At 67.7% G+C, this 17231-nt stretch carries 12 protein-coding genes; 9 read left to right on the top strand and 3 right to left on the bottom strand.

Features of this window, described 5'->3' with window-relative positions; translation table 11 throughout:
- Positions 1-43: 43 nt before the first annotated feature.
- Entirely contained in the window at positions 44-1552 is a 1509-nt protein-coding gene (locus tag DTA22_RS16130; protein WP_112300081.1) for an aldehyde dehydrogenase family protein, read from the top strand.
- A gap of 23 nt (positions 1553-1575) precedes the next feature.
- A complete protein-coding gene (locus DTA22_RS16125) occupies positions 1576-2688 on the top strand; it encodes an NDMA-dependent alcohol dehydrogenase (RefSeq protein WP_112300080.1) in 1113 nt (370 codons plus the stop codon).
- A 43-nt stretch (positions 2689-2731) separates the two neighbouring features.
- Here DTA22_RS16125 and DTA22_RS16120 read toward each other — a convergent pair whose 3' ends face one another.
- Together DTA22_RS16120 and DTA22_RS16115 are read right to left on the bottom strand one after the other, a co-directional pair.
- The gene (locus DTA22_RS16120) at positions 2732-3727 is read right to left on the bottom strand and encodes an LLM class flavin-dependent oxidoreductase (RefSeq protein WP_037225949.1); all 996 of its coding nucleotides are present in this window, start codon (positions 3725-3727) and stop codon (positions 2732-2734) included.
- Between the two features lie 108 nt (positions 3728-3835).
- Positions 3836-4819 (bottom strand): LLM class F420-dependent oxidoreductase, encoded by a 984-nt coding sequence (locus DTA22_RS16115; RefSeq protein WP_112300079.1) that lies wholly within the window; start codon positions 4817-4819, stop codon positions 3836-3838.
- A gap of 200 nt (positions 4820-5019) precedes the next feature.
- Here DTA22_RS16115 and DTA22_RS16110 point away from each other — a divergent pair, with 200 nt between their 5' ends.
- From DTA22_RS16110 to DTA22_RS16100, 3 genes are all read left to right on the top strand, one after another.
- Positions 5020-9546: a non-ribosomal peptide synthetase gene (locus tag DTA22_RS16110; RefSeq protein WP_112300078.1), complete on the top strand. Its 4527-nt coding sequence runs from the start codon at positions 5020-5022 to the stop codon at positions 9544-9546.
- 31 nt (positions 9547-9577) lie between these two features.
- A complete protein-coding gene (locus tag DTA22_RS16105) occupies positions 9578-10354 on the top strand; it encodes an RsiV family protein (RefSeq protein WP_112300077.1) in 777 nt (258 codons plus the stop codon).
- 155 nt (positions 10355-10509) lie between these two features.
- Positions 10510-12132 (top strand): flavin-containing monooxygenase, encoded by a 1623-nt coding sequence (locus DTA22_RS16100; protein ID WP_174233819.1) that lies wholly within the window; start codon positions 10510-10512, stop codon positions 12130-12132.
- Between the two features lie 74 nt (positions 12133-12206).
- Here the strand turns inward: DTA22_RS16100 and DTA22_RS16095 are convergent, their stop codons facing one another.
- Positions 12207-12713 carry a hypothetical protein gene (locus DTA22_RS16095; protein WP_112300075.1) on the bottom strand — a complete coding sequence of 169 codons (507 nt, stop codon included), beginning with the start codon at positions 12711-12713 and terminating at the stop codon, positions 12207-12209.
- 226 nt (positions 12714-12939) lie between these two features.
- Here DTA22_RS16095 and DTA22_RS16090 point away from each other — a divergent pair, with 226 nt between their 5' ends.
- The 4 genes from DTA22_RS16090 to DTA22_RS16075 all read left to right on the top strand — a co-directional run bounded on the left by DTA22_RS16090 (position 12940) and on the right by DTA22_RS16075 (position 17216).
- A complete protein-coding gene (locus DTA22_RS16090; protein ID WP_112300074.1) occupies positions 12940-14100 on the top strand; it encodes a Rieske 2Fe-2S domain-containing protein in 1161 nt (386 codons plus the stop codon).
- A gap of 28 nt (positions 14101-14128) precedes the next feature.
- The gene (locus DTA22_RS16085) at positions 14129-15310 is read left to right on the top strand and encodes an acyl-CoA dehydrogenase family protein (RefSeq protein WP_112300073.1); all 1182 of its coding nucleotides are present in this window, start codon (positions 14129-14131) and stop codon (positions 15308-15310) included.
- 37 nt (positions 15311-15347) lie between these two features.
- Positions 15348-16253 (top strand): biphenyl-2,3-diol 1,2-dioxygenase, encoded by a 906-nt coding sequence (gene bphC / locus DTA22_RS16080; RefSeq protein WP_112300072.1) that lies wholly within the window; start codon positions 15348-15350, stop codon positions 16251-16253.
- Between the two features lie 171 nt (positions 16254-16424).
- Positions 16425-17216, top strand: coding sequence for an IclR family transcriptional regulator (locus DTA22_RS16075; protein WP_007297613.1), 792 nt, complete (start codon positions 16425-16427; stop codon positions 17214-17216).
- Positions 17217-17231: the final 15 nt, after the last annotated feature.

Below are 17231 nucleotides of genomic sequence, written 5' to 3'. Positions count from 1 at the left end.
GTGCACTATGAGCCACGTCACATTCACAACTTCGGAGGTTTTGATGACAGCGACGATCGAACCCAGCCAAGCGGAACTCTTGCCGTCGGTACGGAACTTTCTGTCCGGCACCAAGCGATTCCTCGTCGGAGGGCAGTGGGTGGAATCGGCGAGCGGCGCGACGTTCGAGACGATCGACCCCGCCAACGGGCAGGTGCTGACCACCGTCGCACGCGGTGGCGCCGAAGACGTCGACCGTGCGGTCCGGGCCGCACGCACCGCGTTCGACGAGGGCCCGTGGTCGACCATGAAGCCCAACGAGCGGGAACGGCTGATCTGGCGGGTCGGCGACATCCTCTCCGAGCGCGCCGAGGAATTCGGCCAACTGGAGGCGCTGGACAACGGCAAGTCGGCGGGCATCGCCTCGGCTGTCGACGTCGCGTGGTCGGCCGACATCTTCCGCTACTTCGCGGGCTGGGCCACCAAAATCGAGGGCAGCACGGTCAACGTGAGCATGCCGTTCGTTCCCGGCGGCCAGTTCCACGCGTACACGCTGCGTGAACCCGTCGGCGTCTGCGGACTGATCGTTCCCTGGAACTTCCCGCTGCTCATGGCCGCGTTCAAGCTGGCCCCCGCGCTCGCCGCAGGCAACACGGTGATCCTCAAGCCCGCGGAGCAGACCCCGCTGACCGCACTTCTGCTCGGCGAGGTGTTCGAGGAGGCCGGCTTCCCGCCCGGCGTCGTCAACATCGTCACCGGTTACGGAGACGCCGGGGCCGCACTGTCGGCTCACGACCACGTCGACAAGATCGCGTTCACCGGTTCCACCGAGGTCGGGAAGAAGATCGTCGACGCCGCCAGGGGCAACCTGAAGAAGGTGTCGCTCGAACTTGGCGGCAAGAGCGCCAACGTCGTGTTCGCGGACGCGGACTTCGACGCCGCCGTCACCGGATCGCTCAACGCCTGGCTGTTCAACCACGGCCAGTGCTGCGTCGCGGGCACCCGGATGTTCGTCGAGGACAGCATCTTCGACGACTTCACGGCGGCGGTCGCCGAGGCTGCGAGCCAGGTCAAGATCGGTCCCGGACTCGACCCCACCACCCAGCTCGGACCGCTGGTGTCGCAGGAGCAGTTCGACAAGGTCACCGGCTACCTGGCCGCCGGACTCGCCGACGGCGCCCGCGCCCTCACCGGCGGAAAGCGCTGGGGCGACACCGGTTTCTACGTCGAGCCGACGGTGTTCGTGGACGTGAAGCCCGAATTCAGCATCGTCGAGGAGGAGATCTTCGGCCCCGTCGTCGCAGCGCTCCCGTTCAACGCGGAGGAGGGAGTCGCGAAGGCGGCGAACAGCAGCATCTACGGCCTCGCCGCCGGGATCTGGACGAAGGACCTGTCCAAGGCGCACCTCACGGCCCGTCAGCTCAAGGCCGGTTCGGTGTGGATCAACCAGTACAACGGGTTCGACACCGCCATGCCGTTCGGCGGATACAAGCAGTCCGGTTGGGGACGTGAGCTCGGGGCGACCGCCATCGATCTCTACACCCAGACCAAAGCCGTCAACATCGCACTCTGACCGTCACTCAACGAGGAGAAGACATGAAGACCAAAGCAGCGGTTCTGTTCGAAACGCACAAGCCATTCGAGATCATCGAACTCGAACTGGACGGTCCGGGTCCCGGGGAAGTGCTCATCAAGTATGTCGCGGCAGGGCTGTGCCACTCGGACCTGCACCTCACCGACGGCGATCTGCCGCCGCGTTTCCCCATCGTCGGCGGGCACGAGGGCTCCGGCATCATCGAGGAAGTCGGCCCCGGTGTCACCAAGGTGAAGCCCGGCGACCACGTGGTCTGCAGCTTCATCCCGAACTGCGGCACGTGTCGGTACTGTGCCACCGGCCGCCAGAACCTGTGTGACATGGGCGCCACCATCCTCGAGGGTTCGATGCCCGACGGGTCGTTCCGGTTCCACTCGGGCAAGCAGGATTTCGGTGCGATGTGCATGCTCGGCACGTTCGCGGAGCGCGCCACCATCTCGCAGCACTCGGTGGTGAAGGTGGACGACTGGCTCCCGCTGGAGACCGCCGTCCTCGTCGGCTGCGGTGTGCCGTCCGGTTGGGGCACCGCGGTGTACGCCGGCGGGGTGCGCGCGGGTGACACCGTCGTCATCTACGGCATCGGCGGACTCGGCATCAACGCCGTGCAGGGCGCGGTCAGCGCCGGCGCCAAGTACGTCGTGGTGGTGGACCCGGTGGCCATGAAGCGGGAGGCCGCGCTGAAGTTCGGCGCCACCCACGCGTTCGCGGACGCGGCGACCGCGGCGGAGAAGGTCAACGAACTGACCTGGGGACAGGGCGCCGATCAGGCCCTCATCCTGGTGGGCACCGTCGACGAAGAGGTGGTGCAGAACGCGACCGCCGTCATCGGCAAGGGCGGCACCGTCGTCATCACCGGCCTCGCCGACCCCGCGAAGCTCACCGTGCACATCTCGGGAACCGACCTGACCCTGAACCAGAAGACGATCAAGGGTTCGCTGTTCGGCTCGGCCAACCCGCAGTACGACATCGTCCGCCTGCTCCGCCTGTACGACGCGGGTCAGCTCAAGCTCGACGAGCTGATCACCACCAAGTACACCCTCGAGCAGGTGAACGAGGGTTACCAGGATCTGCGGGACGGAAAGAACCTGCGTGGCGTGATCGTCCACCAGCAGTAGGCGGCTTCGCCGCCCGTGCGCGGTTGACGAGTCCAGAGACTCGCTAACCGCGCACGGGCGCTCCGCGCCACACGTCGGCGAGCAGGTCGTACGTCTTCAGCCAGGACTCGGTGTTCTCGGCGTGGGAGGCGACGATCAGCTCGTCGGCCTGCGCGTGCTCGGCGAACTCGTCGAGGTACGTCTTGACCTCGGTGGGGGTGCCGACGGCGGAGTAGCGCACCATCTGCGCGACCTGCTGACCCGCCGGGGACGTCATGATGAGGTCGACCTCCTCGGGGGTGAACTTCTGCCCGCGGCCGACCATCTGCACCACCCGCCGCCGCAGGGACGCTTCGAACTGCCGGTGCGCGTCCTCGGTGGTGTCCGCGGCGATGGCGTTGACGCCGGCGATCACGTAGGGCTCGGACAGATCCTCGGACGGCTCGAACCGCTCCCGGTACAGCGTGACGGCGTCGACGAGCGAATCGGGGGAGAAGTGGGACGCGTTGGCGTAGGGGAGGCCGAGCTTCGCGGCGAGCTGCGCGCCGAACAGCGAGGACCCGAGGATGTAGAGGGGAACGTTGGTGCCCTTGCCGGGGATGGCGTCGACGCCGGGAACCCGTGACACACCTCTGAGGTATGCCTGGAGTTCCAGCACGTCCTGCGGGAACCGGTCCGCGGACGCCGGGTCGCGGCGCAGCGCGTACATCGTCTTCTGGTCGCTGCCGGGGGCGCGTCCGAGTCCGAGGTCGATGCGGCCGGGGTGCAGTGTCGCGAGGGTGCCGAACTGCTCGGCGATCGTGAGCGGGGCGTGGTTGGGCAGCATGATGCCGCCGGCGCCGAGCCGGATGCTCTCGGTGTGTGCGGCGACGTGCGCGATGAGAACGCTCGTCGCGGACGAACCGATCGACGGCATGTTGTGGTGCTCCGCGTACCAGATGCGGCGGTACCCGCGGGTCTCCGCGAGTTGTGCGAGCTTCACGCTCGCATCGAAACTGTCCCGCGCCGTGTCGCCCTCGCGGATGTAGGCCAGATCCAGAATCGACAGAACAGCGCTCACGGGTTTCGTACCTTTCGTCACCAAGAACCGGCGCGAGAGGTTAGCCTCGCGCACTACCTCTGGGTGCAACCGCAGAGGTAGTGCGCGTATTCCGGGCTGCCGGAACGGTCAGGCGTCGACGAGTGGACGTAACGTGCGCCCGGTGAGTTCGACGATGCCGGGTTCGTGTCCGTTGGCGACGAGATTGAGGACGATGCCGTCGATTCCCGCGTCGAGGACACGGGTCTTCAGCTGCTCGGCCACCTCGTCGGGGGCACCGCAGAACTGCCGGTCGGTGGCGGCGGCGCGTTCCTCGTCCGACGCCGTCGACAGGTCGACGCCCTGCGTGAGCAGGAAGTCGTGCTGAAGCTGCCGGGCACGGTCGCCGTCCTCGTCGATGATGACGAAGGCCAGGTAGCTGGTCTCCAGCGTGGACCGGTCGCGACCGATCTCCGAGCACCGGGTATCGAGAGCCTCGAGCTTGCGCGGCAGTTCGCGGGCGTTGCAGATGATGTTCAGATGGTCCGCGAACCGGGCGGCGAGACCGAACGTCTTCTTCTCACCCCCACCCCCGAGCATGATCGGCAGGTTGTCGCGGATCCGCGGCTCGTTGATCGCGTTCTCGACGTGATACCACTTGCCGTCGAACGTCGGACGTTCGCCGTGCAGCATCGGCGCGATGATCTGCAGTGCCTCGTCGAGTCGTTCGAATCGGTCGGTGAACGTGCCGAACTCGTAGCCGTATTGCTGGTGCTCGAGTTCGAACCAGCCGGCGCCGATTCCGAGGACGGCCCGTCCGCCGCTGGCGACGTCCAGGGTGGTCACCGCCTTGGCGAGCATGGGCGGGTTGCGGTAGGTGTTGCCGGTGACCAGCGCGGACAGCTGGATGTTCTCGGTGGCCGTGGCGAGGGCGCCGAGGGCGGTGTACGCCTCGAGCATCGGTTCGTCGGGCGCACCGATGCCCGGCAGCTGATAGAAGTGGTCCATCACGAATGCGGTGTCGAAGCCCGCGGATTCGGCCTCACGGGCCTGCGCGACGACGGTCGGGAACAGGTCCGCGACGGGGGTGGAGTAACTGAAATTCGGCATCTGATATCCAAGGCGAATAGTCACCCGTTCGACGCTACTCGGATGGACGCCTCGGCACCTCCCCGAATTCGAGGGTAGGCAGGTGCGCACCCTGGGGTGCCTGGTGAAGGCGGTGCGGGGCGAGAAGGCTGATGGTTGGTGCCATAGCAGTCGCCGATCCGACATCCGCGACGACTCTGCGCAGTGGGGTGATGGAGTGCAGAGCGCAGCCCGAGGGGGGAAAGATGATTTTCGATTTCGATTCGCAGCAATCCGGCGGCACGACGTGCGCCTGCCCGGAAAGGCCCGCGCCTGTCCGGCCCGGCGTCGCCATCGTGGAACGCCCGCTCGGGCACCCGACGCGATCGACCGTGGGCGCCTTCCCGCTGACCGCGGCGCAGCGATCCATCTGGTTCGCGCAACAGCTCGCGCCGGAGACCCCGTACGTCATCGCCCACTACGTCGATCTGCGCGGTCCGGTCGAGCCTGCCGTTCTGCGTGACGCCACCCGTCGCGCGAATCTCGAATTCGGCTGGGGATCGGTGCGCCTGGTGGACATCGACGGACAGCCGCATCAGGTCGTGGACCCGGCCGTCGACGATCGGGTACCCACCACCGACCTTCGCGGCGAGGACGATCCCGTCGACGCTGCCCACCGCTGGATGCGGAACGACCGGAGCGCACGCACCGACATGTACGACGGACCGCTCCTCGTCTCGCACATTCTGCAGCTGGGCGACGATCACTACTACTGGTACTCCCGCGCTCACCACATCGTGTCGGACGGGTACGCCGCGATGATGCTGATGAGCCGCACGGCCGAACTGTATGTCGCTGCCCTCGAGGGCAGCGAACCGCCGGACAGCCGGATCGTGGGACCGGAAGCTCTCGTGCGGGAAGATGCGACCTACCGTGCCTCCACCCGGTTCGCCCGGGACCGCGACTACTGGCGCGACACCGGCGGCGACCTGGCTTCGGCCCTCAGCCTCAGCGGTCGCACGGCGCGGCCGGACACCGACGCCCGGACGGCGACCGGGCACACGAGCCCGAACGGGAACTCACGGAATTCGACGGCCGTAACGGTCGCCGCCTTCGCCGCCTACCTCGCCAGGATGACCGGTGTCGACGACGTGGTGCTGTCGCTTCCGGTGTCGGCGAGAACGACGGCCCGCCTCAGGTATTCGGGCGGTTCGGTCTCCAATGTGATTCCGTTGCGGCTGAGAGGAATCGGCTCTGCCACCGTCCGTCATGCGGTCGGAACCGCCGAGGCGGCGTTGACGGCGGCACTGCGCCGTCAACGTTACCGCCGCGAGGACATCGGCCGGGACCTCGCCACGGGCGGTGTCGAACTCCTGCATTTCGGTCCGGTGGTCAACGTCATGATGTTCACGAAGGAGATCACGCTGGGCGCCGTGCACGGGACGGTGCGGGTACTCACCACCGGTCCCGTCGCCGACCTCGCCGTCAACATCTACCCCGGGGCCGAGGGCAGTGCCGCCCGCATCGACTTCGAGGGAAATCCGGCACTGTACGACCACGCCGAACTGACCGGACATCACGCGCGTTTCCTCGCCTACCTCGACAGGTTCACCGCAGCGATCGTGTCGGATGGACCGGTCGCCGACCTCGACGTCTTCCTCTCCGGCGAACGCGAAGAATTCGCTCCCGCGCAGGGGCTTCCGGATGCCGAGCCCCTCACACTCGACCGCCTCCTCGCGGGGACCGTCGCAGAGCACCCGGAGGCGATCGCGATCCGCGACCGCGGACGTGAACTGTCGTACGGCGACCTGGACCGGCTCGCAGGCCGGCTCGCCCGGCTCCTGACCGGCCGGGGCATCGGACCCGAGAGCATCGTCGCCGTCTCCATCCCGCGGTCGATCGAGTCGGTGCTGGCGTTGTGGGCCGTCGCCAAGGCCGGCGCGACCTACGCTCCGATCGACCCCTCGCACCCGAGCGCTCGCATCGCGTACACCCTGGACGATTGCGGCGCGACAGTCGGGCTGACGGTCCACTCGGAGCGCGCCCGACTGCCCGGCACCGTCGCATGGCTGAACACGGATATCGACGACCTCGAAAACCTCTGTGAAGAAACCCTCCCGGATGCGGAACGGACCCGCCCGCTGCTCGTAGACCATCCCGCGTATCTGATCTACACGTCCGGGTCGACGGGAGCGCCGAAGGGTGTCGTCGTCACCCATCGCGGCCTCGCCAACCTCGCCCAGGAGATTCGGGACAAGTACGCGGTGTCCGCGCGTTCTCGCGTCCTGCATTTCGCCTCACCGAGCTTCGACACCGCGCTCGTGGAAGTACTCTCGGCCTGTGTCGGCGGCGCGACGCTCGTCGTCACCCCGCCCGGGGTGTTCGGTGGTGAGGAACTGTCACGACTGTTGCGCGACGAACACGTCACTCACCTCCTGATGACGCCGTCCGCCCTGGCCGCCCTCGACTCCTGCGCACTGGACGACCTGGAGTTGGTACTGGTCGGTGGGGAGGTGTGTCCGCAGGAGCTGGCGCGGCGGTGGGCCGGTGGCCGGACCATGCGGAACGCGTACGGTCCGACGGAGACGACGTGCAGCGTCACTCTCACGGATCCGGTGTCACCGGACGAGCGGATGACGATCGGCTCGCTCATGCGCGGCGTGGACGCGGTGGTTCTGGATCACCGGCTGCGTCCGCTTCCTCCGGGTGCTGTCGGTGAGCTCTACCTCGCCACCCCGGCACTCGCCCGGGGCTACCATCTGCGTCACGGGCTGACCGCTTCCCGGTTCGTCGCCGACCCGTTCGGCCGCAGCGGATCCCGGATGTTCCGCACCGGGGACGTGGTGCGGTGGACGGCGGCAGGGACGCTCGAATTCCTGGACAGGGCGGACGACCAGGTCAAGATCCGAGGATTCCGTGTCGAGCTGGGCGAGATCGACGCCACGCTGAACACGCACCCGGGTGTCGGCTTCGCCGCGACGGTGGTGCAACGGAATTCGGCCGGCGACCCGACGCTCGTGTCCTACATCATGGTCGAGGGTGACGCGTCGATCGATCGCGAGGCAGTGAAGGCGCACCTGGCACGGTTCCTGCCGGACTACATGGTCCCGAAATCGATCATGCTCGTGAACTCGATTCCGTTGACACCGACGGGAAAGCTGGACCGGGCGGCGCTCCCGCTGCCGGAGTTCGGCTCGGATTCGGTGCCTCACCGCGACCCCGAGACCCCGGCCGAGCGCCGCGTCGCGCGCGTGTTCGCGCAGGTACTCGGCGTGGATTCGGTCGGTGCCGACGATTCCTTCTTCGACCTCAGCGGCGATTCGCTGTCGGCTATCCGCGTGGTCGCGACGATCAACGCCGAGCTGGGCACCGCACTGGGTGTGCGCGAGCTCTTCGATGCACCGACGGTCGCGGCGCTCGCGCGGACGGTCGCGGAGGCGGCCGCACAGCCGCAGAACGCGGGGCGGTCCCGCGGACCCAAGTTGGGCGCCGCACCACTGCCGGACCGGGTGCCGCTGTCGCCGTCGCAGTACTTCATCGACCGCACCGTCGTGGAACCCGCGCTCCACAACATCCCGTTCACGGTGCGAGTGCGCGGCGCCTTCGACGTCGACGCTCTCCGCTCGGCGATGGCGGACGTCCTGCGCAGGCACCGCTCGCTGCGAACGGTGTTCCCCGACTCGCCGTCGGGGCCGTACCAGCGTGTGCTCGACGTGGCCGATGCGTTGCCCGACCTGACTCCGGTGGAGACCGGTGACGCGGACGTGGCGGCGCAGACGTCGGAACTGCTGTCCGCGGGATTCGACGTCCGGCGGGACCCTCCGCTGCGCGCCCGGCTGTTCCGGCTCGGTGACGGCGATCATCTTCTGGCCTGCGTCATCCACCACATCGCCGCCGACGGCTGGTCGCTCGCACCCTTGGCACGAGATCTCGCCGACTCCTACCGTGCCCGGGCGAACGGCAGTGAGCCCGTGTGGGAGCCGCCGATCGTGCACTACGCCGATTACACGGTGTGGCGTCGGGCATTGCTCGGCGACGAGAACGACCCGGACAGTGTCGCGTCCCAGCAGATCACCCACTGGACGAAGGAACTGTCGGGGCTTCGGGGGGAGCTCGCGCTGCCCACCGACCGCCCCCGGCCGCACCGGTGGACCTATCGAGCGGGCAGACTTCCGTTCTCCCTCGACGAGCATGCGCATCGTGGCCTGCTGGCCACCGCGCACGAGCACCACGCCAGCCTGTTCACGGCGCTCAGGTCGGCCGTGGCGGTACTGCTCGCCCGCGTCAGCGGCGATCCCGACATCGCGATCGGAACTCCGATCGCGGGTAGGGGAGACCCGGCGCTCGACGACGTGGTGGGAATGTTCGTCAACACGCTGGTTCTGCGAACCCGGGTGGACCCGACGATGACGCTGTGCGACATCGTCGATCGATCGCGCGGTGTGGAGCTTCGGGCTCTGGCGAACGCCGACGTGCAGTTCGAGCGACTCGTCCAGGTGCTCGACCCGCCGAGGTCACCGTCCCTGCATCCGCTGTTCCAGGTTGCGCTGTCGCTGAACAACTTCGCTCCGGCAGCGCTGAAGGTGTCCGGGCTCGACTTCGAGGTCACACCCCGTCCGCTCGACATCGCCAAGTGCGATCTCCACTTCCACTTCACCGAACGTCACGACGTCGACGGGCGGCCCGGCGGAATCGATGCCGAACTGGTGTATTCCGCCGATCTCTACGACGCATCCACCGCACAGGGTTTCGTCGACACGCTGCACACCATCGTCGACCCGATCGGTAGGTGACCCCGGGGAATCGACGTGGTAGAGATAGCTCATGAGCGCCATCCGGAGAGCTGGTCGGGCAGCGGCGCTCGTCGCGGCCGTTCTCGCCCTGGCCGCCTGCTCGGACCAGGCCGGCACCGCTGTGAGCGAGCCGTCGACAACAACGACCGTCTCCGCCGCGGACACGGCCGGAACCGAGGCGACCACGCCCGCGAGCCCGCCGTACTCGGAGACTGAACTGCAGGTCACGGGTTCCACCGGCCGCGTCGGCTACGACGTCCTCATCCCGCAGATCGAGGGCGGGGATCCGGCGGTCACCGCCGAGTTCAACGAATCGATGCGGGCAGCACTCCAGGACCAGATCGACGGCTCGGGCACCGACGCCTTCACGCTGAGCAGCCAGGAGCACAGCGTGGCGCACATCGGCGAGCACGTGATCAGCGGTCTGCTGGTGACGTCGTGGAACGCCGATCCACCCGGTGCGCATCCCACACCGATCGTCGCGACGGTGGTGGTGAATGCCGATGCGGCCGCGCCGATCACGCTCGCCGATCTCTTCCCGGACCTGCCGGCGGGACTGCAGGCGCTGTCGGACGAATCCGCGCGACTGCTCCCCGCGACGGTCGCGGGACCGGACTTCGAGCGCAGCGGCATCGAGCCGACCGAGGCGAACTTCGCCAACTGGCTTGCCACCCCGGCCGGCATGGAAATCCATTTCAACGACTACCAGGTGGGTCCGCACGCGATCGGGCTCGTCACCGTCACCGTGCCGTGGGACGCCCTGGCCGACGTGATCGACCCCGCTCTCGCTGCCGTCGTGTCGAGCTAGGCGCTGCCCGACCGCTCACCGGGAACGAACCTGTGGCCGCCCCGGTGCCGCGACCTACCGTCCCAGACAGGCCTTTGCTGCCGAATGTGTCTGTCGAATGGGAGAGGAGCGCGCCCGTGAGTGCACGCACCGAAGTTGATGCTCGTGCGAATCGGATCGGCGACGTGGACGCGGTCGTCGTCGGCGCCGGATTCGCGGGTCTGTACGCCGTCCACAAGCTGCGGAGCCTGGGTCTGACCGTCCAGGGTGTGGAGGCGGCGGGAGGCGTCGGTGGAACGTGGTTCTGGAACCGCTATCCCGGCGCCCGGTGCGACGTGGAAAGCGTCGACTACTCGTACTCGTTTTCGCGGGAACTCGAGCAGGAATGGGATTGGAGCGAGAAGTACGCCACCCAGCCCGAGATCCTGGCGTACATCAATCACGTCGCGGACCGGTTCGACCTGCGCGACCGCTTCCTGTTCGGTACCCGGGTGACGTCCGCGGAACTGGACGAGGAATCGCTGCGGTGGGAGGTACGCACCGACCGCGGCGACGTCCTGTCCGCCCGGTACTGCATCTTCGCGACCGGCGCGCTGTCCACCGCGAACATGCCGAGCATCCCGGGTCGCGAATCGTTCACCGGCGATACGCATCACACCGGTCAGTGGCCGCACGAGGGTGTCGACTTCACCGGCAGACGGGTCGGGATCATCGGCACCGGTTCCTCGGGAATTCAGTCGATTCCCCTCATCGCGGAGCAGGCCGAACATCTGTACGTGTTCCAGCGCAGCGCCAACTACAGCGTCCCGGCGGGTAACCAGACGTGGGACGACGAGATGCGGCGCGCGATCAAGGCGGGATACGACGAGCGCCGACGGTTGTCCCGGGAGAGCGGTGGCGGTTCCCCGTACAACGCGCACCCGAAGTCCGCGCTGGAGGTCTCCGACGAGGAACGCCGGGAGGCCTACGAGACGCGGTGGAAGCTCGGCGGGGTGCTGTTCGCGAAAACCTTCCCGGACCAGACGAAGACCGAGGCCGCGAACGCGACGGCACGCGAGTTCGCCGAGGAGAAGATCCGACTGCTGGTCGACGACCCCGCGATCGCGGACAAGCTGATCCCGAACGATCACCCGATCGGGACCAAGCGGATCGTCACCGACACCCACTATTTCGAAACGTACAACCGGCCGAACGTCACCCTGGTGGATCTGAAGGCGGCGCCGATCGAATCGATCACCGCGTCGGGCATCACCACCGCCGACGCCGACTACGCCCTCGACACGTTGGTGTTCGCCACCGGATTCGACGCCATGACCGGTGCCCTCGACCGCATGCGGATCGTCGGGCGCGGCGGTGTGTCGCTTTCGGAGTACTGGAGTGAGGGACCGAAAACCTATCTCGGTCTGGGTGTTCCGGGGTTCCCGAACCTGTTCGTCGTGACAGGGCCGGGAAGCCCGTCGGTGCTGGCGAACATGGTGCTCGGCGCCGAACAGCACGTCGACTGGATCGCGGACTGCATCGAGCACCTGTGGGAGAAGGACCACGACGCGATCGAGGCGTCAGTCCCCGCCACCGAGCAGTGGGTGGAGCACTGCCGCGAGCTGGCCGCGCAGACCCTGTTCCCGTTGGCGAACTCCTGGTACATGGGCGCGAACATCCCGGGCAAGCCCCGCGTGTTCATGCCATACCTGGGGGGCTTCGGCGCGTACGGGCGGATCTGCGCGGACGTCGCGGAGGAGGGGTTCCGCGGTTTCGAGTTCAGCCGGTCCCGGACGAGGCTGGCCGACCCGGTGGGATAGTTTCCCAGACATTGGTCAGCCGCGCAGGCAATTGCCTGCGCGGCTGACCATTTCGTGGGAGAACGGAGTCGAGCTCAGTCGGGCAGCGCGTACGTGGCCCACGCCTGCGCGAGCACCTCACCGCCCCGCGTGCACGTCACGGTGACGTCCGCCATTCGTGCGCCGTCCTGGACGTACGTCTGTTGCAGCGACGAGGAGAAGTCCGCACCGGACGGCACGGCCCGCCGGATGCGGGTGCGGAACCTGCGGAGGGCACCGGGGAACTGCTCGGCGCAGTAGCGCTCCAGCAGGTCCACCGCCTGATCGTCGGGCGTGACGGTCCCGGTGAAGCTGTTCGTCCAGAACTCGAAGACCAGCTGTTCGTCGCGGTTGCGGAAGCGGACGAGCAGGTCGTGGTCGCCGACCCTCCGGACGTGCGCGGAGAGGACGTCGTCCGACGTCCGGTGCGGTCGTAGCAGGAGGAAGTCCTGCTCGACGGCCGTTCCTGGTTCGGGTGCGACGACCACCCCGCTCGGGACGGCGTCGGCGCAGAGCCGGCGAATCTCCGCTGTGTGCGGCTGCGAAGAGATGAGTGCGGCCATCGTTCCTCCCAATTCACGGGTGTGTGATCCGCACGGTAGTCGCCGAGGCCGGTAAACGGGGGGTGTGGTCCCTGTGATCGGGACGCCGACGTACCGCCGTGGCGGGTGGATGCGAAAGCCTCTCGCTGAGTGGGAGAGTCGGGTACCGCAGCGGACCGCGTGCGCCGACTATGAGCTACACCACACCCCGAGGGTGTTCTTGACGTACAGCGAGGCGGAGGTAGACATGGCGCGCAACAGTGCCGTTGACGGCGACGAAGTCCGGATGATCGAAGTGGGATCGGCACCAACGCGTTTCGCGCGCGGGTGGCATTGCCTGGGGCTGGCGAAGACCTTCCGGGACGGCGCCCCGCATCAGATCGATGCGTTCGGGACGTCGCTGGTGGTGTTCGAGACGTCCGACGGGACCCTCAGTGTGCTCGACGCCTACTGCCGCCACATGGGTGGCAACCTGGCGCACGGCACCGTGAAGGGCGATTCCATCGCGTGCCCGTTCCACGACTGGCGCTGGGGCGGCAACGGCAAGTGCACGGGAATCCCGTATGCGCGACGCGTCCCGCCGCTGGCGCGGACCCGGGCCTGGACGACCATCGAGCGCAACGGGCAGCTCTACGTGTGGAACGACCCGCAGGGCAACCCGCCGCCCGCCGACGTGACGATTCCCGAGATCGAGGGATTCGGCTCCCCGGAATGGACCGACTGGACCTGGAATTCGCTGCTCGTCGAGGGCTCGCACTGCCGCGAGATCGTCGACAACGTGGTGGACATGGCGCACTTCTACTACGTCCACTTCTCGTTCCCGCGCTACTTCAAGAACGTCTTCGAAGGGCACGTGGCCACCCAGTACATGCAGTCGACGCCCCGCCACGACATCTCGGTGGGCACCAGCTACGACGACCCCAATTCGACGCTGCGTTCGGACGCGTCGTACTTCGGCCCGTCGTACATGATCGACAAGCTGTGGAGCGAAGCGAACGGCATGATGATCGAGACGGTGCTGATCAACTGCCACTACCCGGTCAGTGCCGATTCGTTCGTCCTGCAGTGGGGCGCCATGGTGAAGAAGCCCGAGGGGCTGTCGGACGAGGTCGCGAACGGCATGGCTGCCCAGTTCGCCGAGGGCGTGGAACTCGGGTTCAAGCAGGACGTCGACATCTGGCTGAACAAGTCGCGCATCGACAACCCGCTGCTGTCGGAGGAGGACGGGCCGGTGTACCAGCTGCGTCGCTGGTACCAGCAGTTCTACGTGGATGTCGAGGACATCACCGACGACATGACCAAGCGCTTCGAATTCGAGATCGACACCACCAGGGCGGTGCAGAGCTGGGAGGCGGAGGTCGCCGACAACCTCGCCAACGGCGTCGTGCCGCTCGACACCAACGCCTGAGCCGGCACCGAGAAGAAGGACACGACAGATGACCCACGAGGTTCTCGACAACATCATGGCGATCGCGGATCAGCTCCGCGATCAGGCCCCCGAGGCCGAGCGGATCGGCCGGCTGCCCGACGACACGGCGAAGAAGCTCCGCGAGGCCGGACCGATCAAGCTGCTCCAGCCCGGCAAGTACGGCGGCTACGAGTCTCACCCCCGCGAGTTCGCGGAGACGGTGATGGCCGCCGCGTCCCTCGACCCGGCGACGGGCTGGGTGTGCGGCATCGTCGGCGTGCACCCCTGGCAGCTGGCGTTCGCCGACCCGAAGGTGCAGGACGAGGTGTGGGCGGCCGACAACGACACCTGGATGGCCTCGCCCTACGCACCGACCGGGATCGCGACCCCGGTCGACGGCGGCTATCTCTTCAGCGGACGCTGGCAGTTCTCGTCGGGAACCGATCACTGCGACTGGATCTTCCTCGGCGCGATGCTCGGCGACAAGGACGGCGCGATGGCCCTGCCGCCGAAGATGCTGCACATGATCCTGCCGCGCAGCGACTACGAGATCGTCGAGGACTCGTGGAACGTCGTCGGGCTCAAGGGCACCGGGTCCAAGGACATCATCGTCCGGAACGCCTTCGTCCCCGACTACCGGGTGATGGACGCCGACGAGGTCATGAACGGCACCGCGGTGCAGAAGTTCGGGCGCACCGAGACGCTGTACAACATGCCGTGGTCGACGATGTTCCCGCTCGGGATCTCCTCCGCCGTGGTGGGAATCGCGGAGGGCGCCCTGGCCGCTCACCTCGACTACCAGCGAGACCGCGTCGGAGCGCAGGGCACTGCGATCAAGGACGACCCGTACGTGCTGTTCGCCGTGGGCGAGGCCGCGGCCGACATCAACGCCGCCCGCCAGGAACTGCTCGCCAACGTCGACAGGATCTGGGACCTCGTCGAGTCGGGCAGGGAAGTCACGTTCGAGGACCGCGCGGCCGGGCGCCGGACGCAGGTGCGTGCCGCGTGGCGGGCGGTCACCGCCGTGGACCAGATCTTCGCCCGCTCCGGAGGCAACGCGCTGCGCATGGACAAGCCGCTGCAGCGGTACTGGCGGGACGCGCACGCCGGCCTGGCACACGCCATCCACGTGCCGAGCACCGTCTACCACGCCTCGGCGCTCAGCTCGCTCGGCCTCGACCCGGCCGACAACCTCAAGTCGATGATCTGACCGCCGTCGGACCTCGAAAACAGTAGAAGGACAAAACATGACAGACATCAAGGGGCTTGGCTACGTCAAGATCCAGACCAACGACCTGGAGCGGTGGCGCACGTTCGCGTTCGACGTGCTCGGATTCGCCGAGGGTTCGGGCCCGGACGAGGACGCCCTGTACCTCCGCATGGACGAGCGCGCGGCCCGCATCGTGATCGTGCCGGGCGAGACGGACGAGGTCGTCACCATCGGGTGGGAGGTTCGCGATCACGCAGGCCTGGTCCGCGTCCAGGAAGCGGTCGAGGGTGCCGGGATCGCCGTCAAACCGCTGTCGGTGGAAGAGGCCGACGCCCGCCGCGTCGAAGAGGTCGTCACGTTCCAGGACCCGACCGGCGCGACCATCGAGATCTTCCACGGCGCGGTACTCGACCACAGCCCGGTGGTGACCCCGTTCGGCGCGAAGTTCGTCACGGGGCCGCAGGGTCTCGGCCATGTGGTGCTACCGGTGATGGATTTCAGTGGTGCGTTCGACTTCTACACCGAGGTGCTCGGTTTCCTGCCCCGCGGCGCCTTCCGCATCCCGGCGCCGCCGGAGTTCGGCCCGATGCGGGTGCGCTTCCTGGGCGTCAACGAGCGTCACCACAGCCTGGCGCTGTGCCCCGCACCGCACGGCGGCGCGCCGGGTCTGGTGCACATCATGGTGGAGGTCGACACGATCGACGCCGTCGGGCAGGCGCTCGACCGCGTCGTGAAGGACGGATTCTCCGTCTCCTCGACCCTCGGCCGTCACACCAACGACAAGATGGTGTCGTTCTACGTGCGGGCCCCCGGCGGCTGGGACATCGAGTTCGGCACCGAGGGCATGAAGGTGGAGGAGAAGTACTACTCCGCGGAGGAGATCACCGCCGACAGCTACTGGGGCCACGACTGGTCCGGAAGCGAGCCGCTGGCGGCCATGTAAAGGGGTGTCCGGGCCCGGTGTGCGTATCTGCTCGATGCGTGCGCCGGGCCTTTGGGCTGTTCGGGGCCCGTCATCCAGCACTATTGCAAATAGGTATATGCCTATTTATAGTAAGTGTCGCCAGTCACACACCGCGTCGCCGCACCGAGCAGCGCCGCTACGGAGGTCCCCATGACGACGACACTCAGCCCCACCCCCACCGCCGGCCTCGATCGCGCCGCCCTTCTCCTCGACGCCTTCGACGGCCCGGGCAGGCTCACGCTCGCGCAGATCGTGCGCCGCACGGGGCTTCCGCGCTCCTCCGCGCACCGGATGCTCGAACGTCTCGTCCAGCTGCGGTGGCTCCGCCGGGAGGGCCGGGACTACGAACTCGGCATGCGGCTGTTCGAACTCGGGTCGCTGGCCGTGCACCAGGACCGCCTGCACCGGGCCGCCCTGCCCTTCCTGCACGAACTCCACCGCCTCACCGGGCACGCCGTGCACCTCGCGGTGCTCGAGGGGATCGACGTCGTCTACCTGGAGAAGATCGCCGGACGGTTCGGAGTCGGACTGCCGTCCCGCGTCGGCGGCCGCCAGCCCGCGCACTGTACGAGTGTCGGCAAGGTACTGCTGGCCCACTCGCCCGAGTCCGTGGTCGACCGCGTCGTCGAAGCGGGTCTGCCGCGCAGCACACGATTCAGCATCGACTCACCCGCCGCGTTCCGCGCCGAGTTGCAGAAGACCCGCGAACGCGGAGCGGCCTACGACCGGGAAGAGGATCTCGTCGGCGTCAGCTGTGTCGCCGTGCCGGTGGGCACCGAGGACAACGTGGTCGCGGCCATTTCCGTGTGCGGCCCCAGCAGCCAGATCAAGCTCGATCACCGCCTGACCGCGCCGATTCGCATGTCCGCCAAGGGCACCTGGCGTAACTACATGTCGACCGCGACGCCGGCCGCCGGACGCGCCGACCGATACTCCGCCTGAGGCGGGACGAAGGAG

The organism is Rhodococcus wratislaviensis (assembly GCF_900455735.1).
Classification (GTDB): Bacteria; Actinomycetota; Actinomycetes; order Mycobacteriales; family Mycobacteriaceae; genus Rhodococcus_F; species Rhodococcus_F wratislaviensis.
The sequence above is the reverse complement of the archived record's forward strand: the minus strand, read 5'-3'. Positions and strand labels throughout refer to the sequence as shown.

Bases quoted from the DNA above. Each gene is read 5' to 3' on its own strand.
- DTA22_RS16110 (WP_112300078.1), top strand. From the start codon at position 5,020: ATGATTTTCGATTTCGATTCGCAGCAATCCGGCGGCACGACGTGCGCC.
- DTA22_RS16075 (WP_007297613.1), top strand. From the start codon at position 16,425: ATGACGACGACACTCAGCCCCACCCCCACCGCCGGCCTCGATCGCGCC.
- bphC (WP_112300072.1), top strand. From the start codon at position 15,348: ATGACAGACATCAAGGGGCTTGGCTACGTCAAGATCCAGACCAACGAC.
- DTA22_RS16095 (WP_112300075.1), bottom strand. From the start codon at position 12,713: ATGGCCGCACTCATCTCTTCGCAGCCGCACACAGCGGAGATTCGCCGG.
- DTA22_RS16125 (WP_112300080.1), top strand. From the start codon at position 1,576: ATGAAGACCAAAGCAGCGGTTCTGTTCGAAACGCACAAGCCATTCGAG.
- DTA22_RS16090 (WP_112300074.1), top strand. From the start codon at position 12,940: ATGGCGCGCAACAGTGCCGTTGACGGCGACGAAGTCCGGATGATCGAA.
- DTA22_RS16105 (WP_112300077.1), top strand. From the start codon at position 9,578: ATGAGCGCCATCCGGAGAGCTGGTCGGGCAGCGGCGCTCGTCGCGGCC.
- DTA22_RS16130 (WP_112300081.1), top strand. From the start codon at position 44: ATGACAGCGACGATCGAACCCAGCCAAGCGGAACTCTTGCCGTCGGTA.
- DTA22_RS16085 (WP_112300073.1), top strand. From the start codon at position 14,129: ATGACCCACGAGGTTCTCGACAACATCATGGCGATCGCGGATCAGCTC.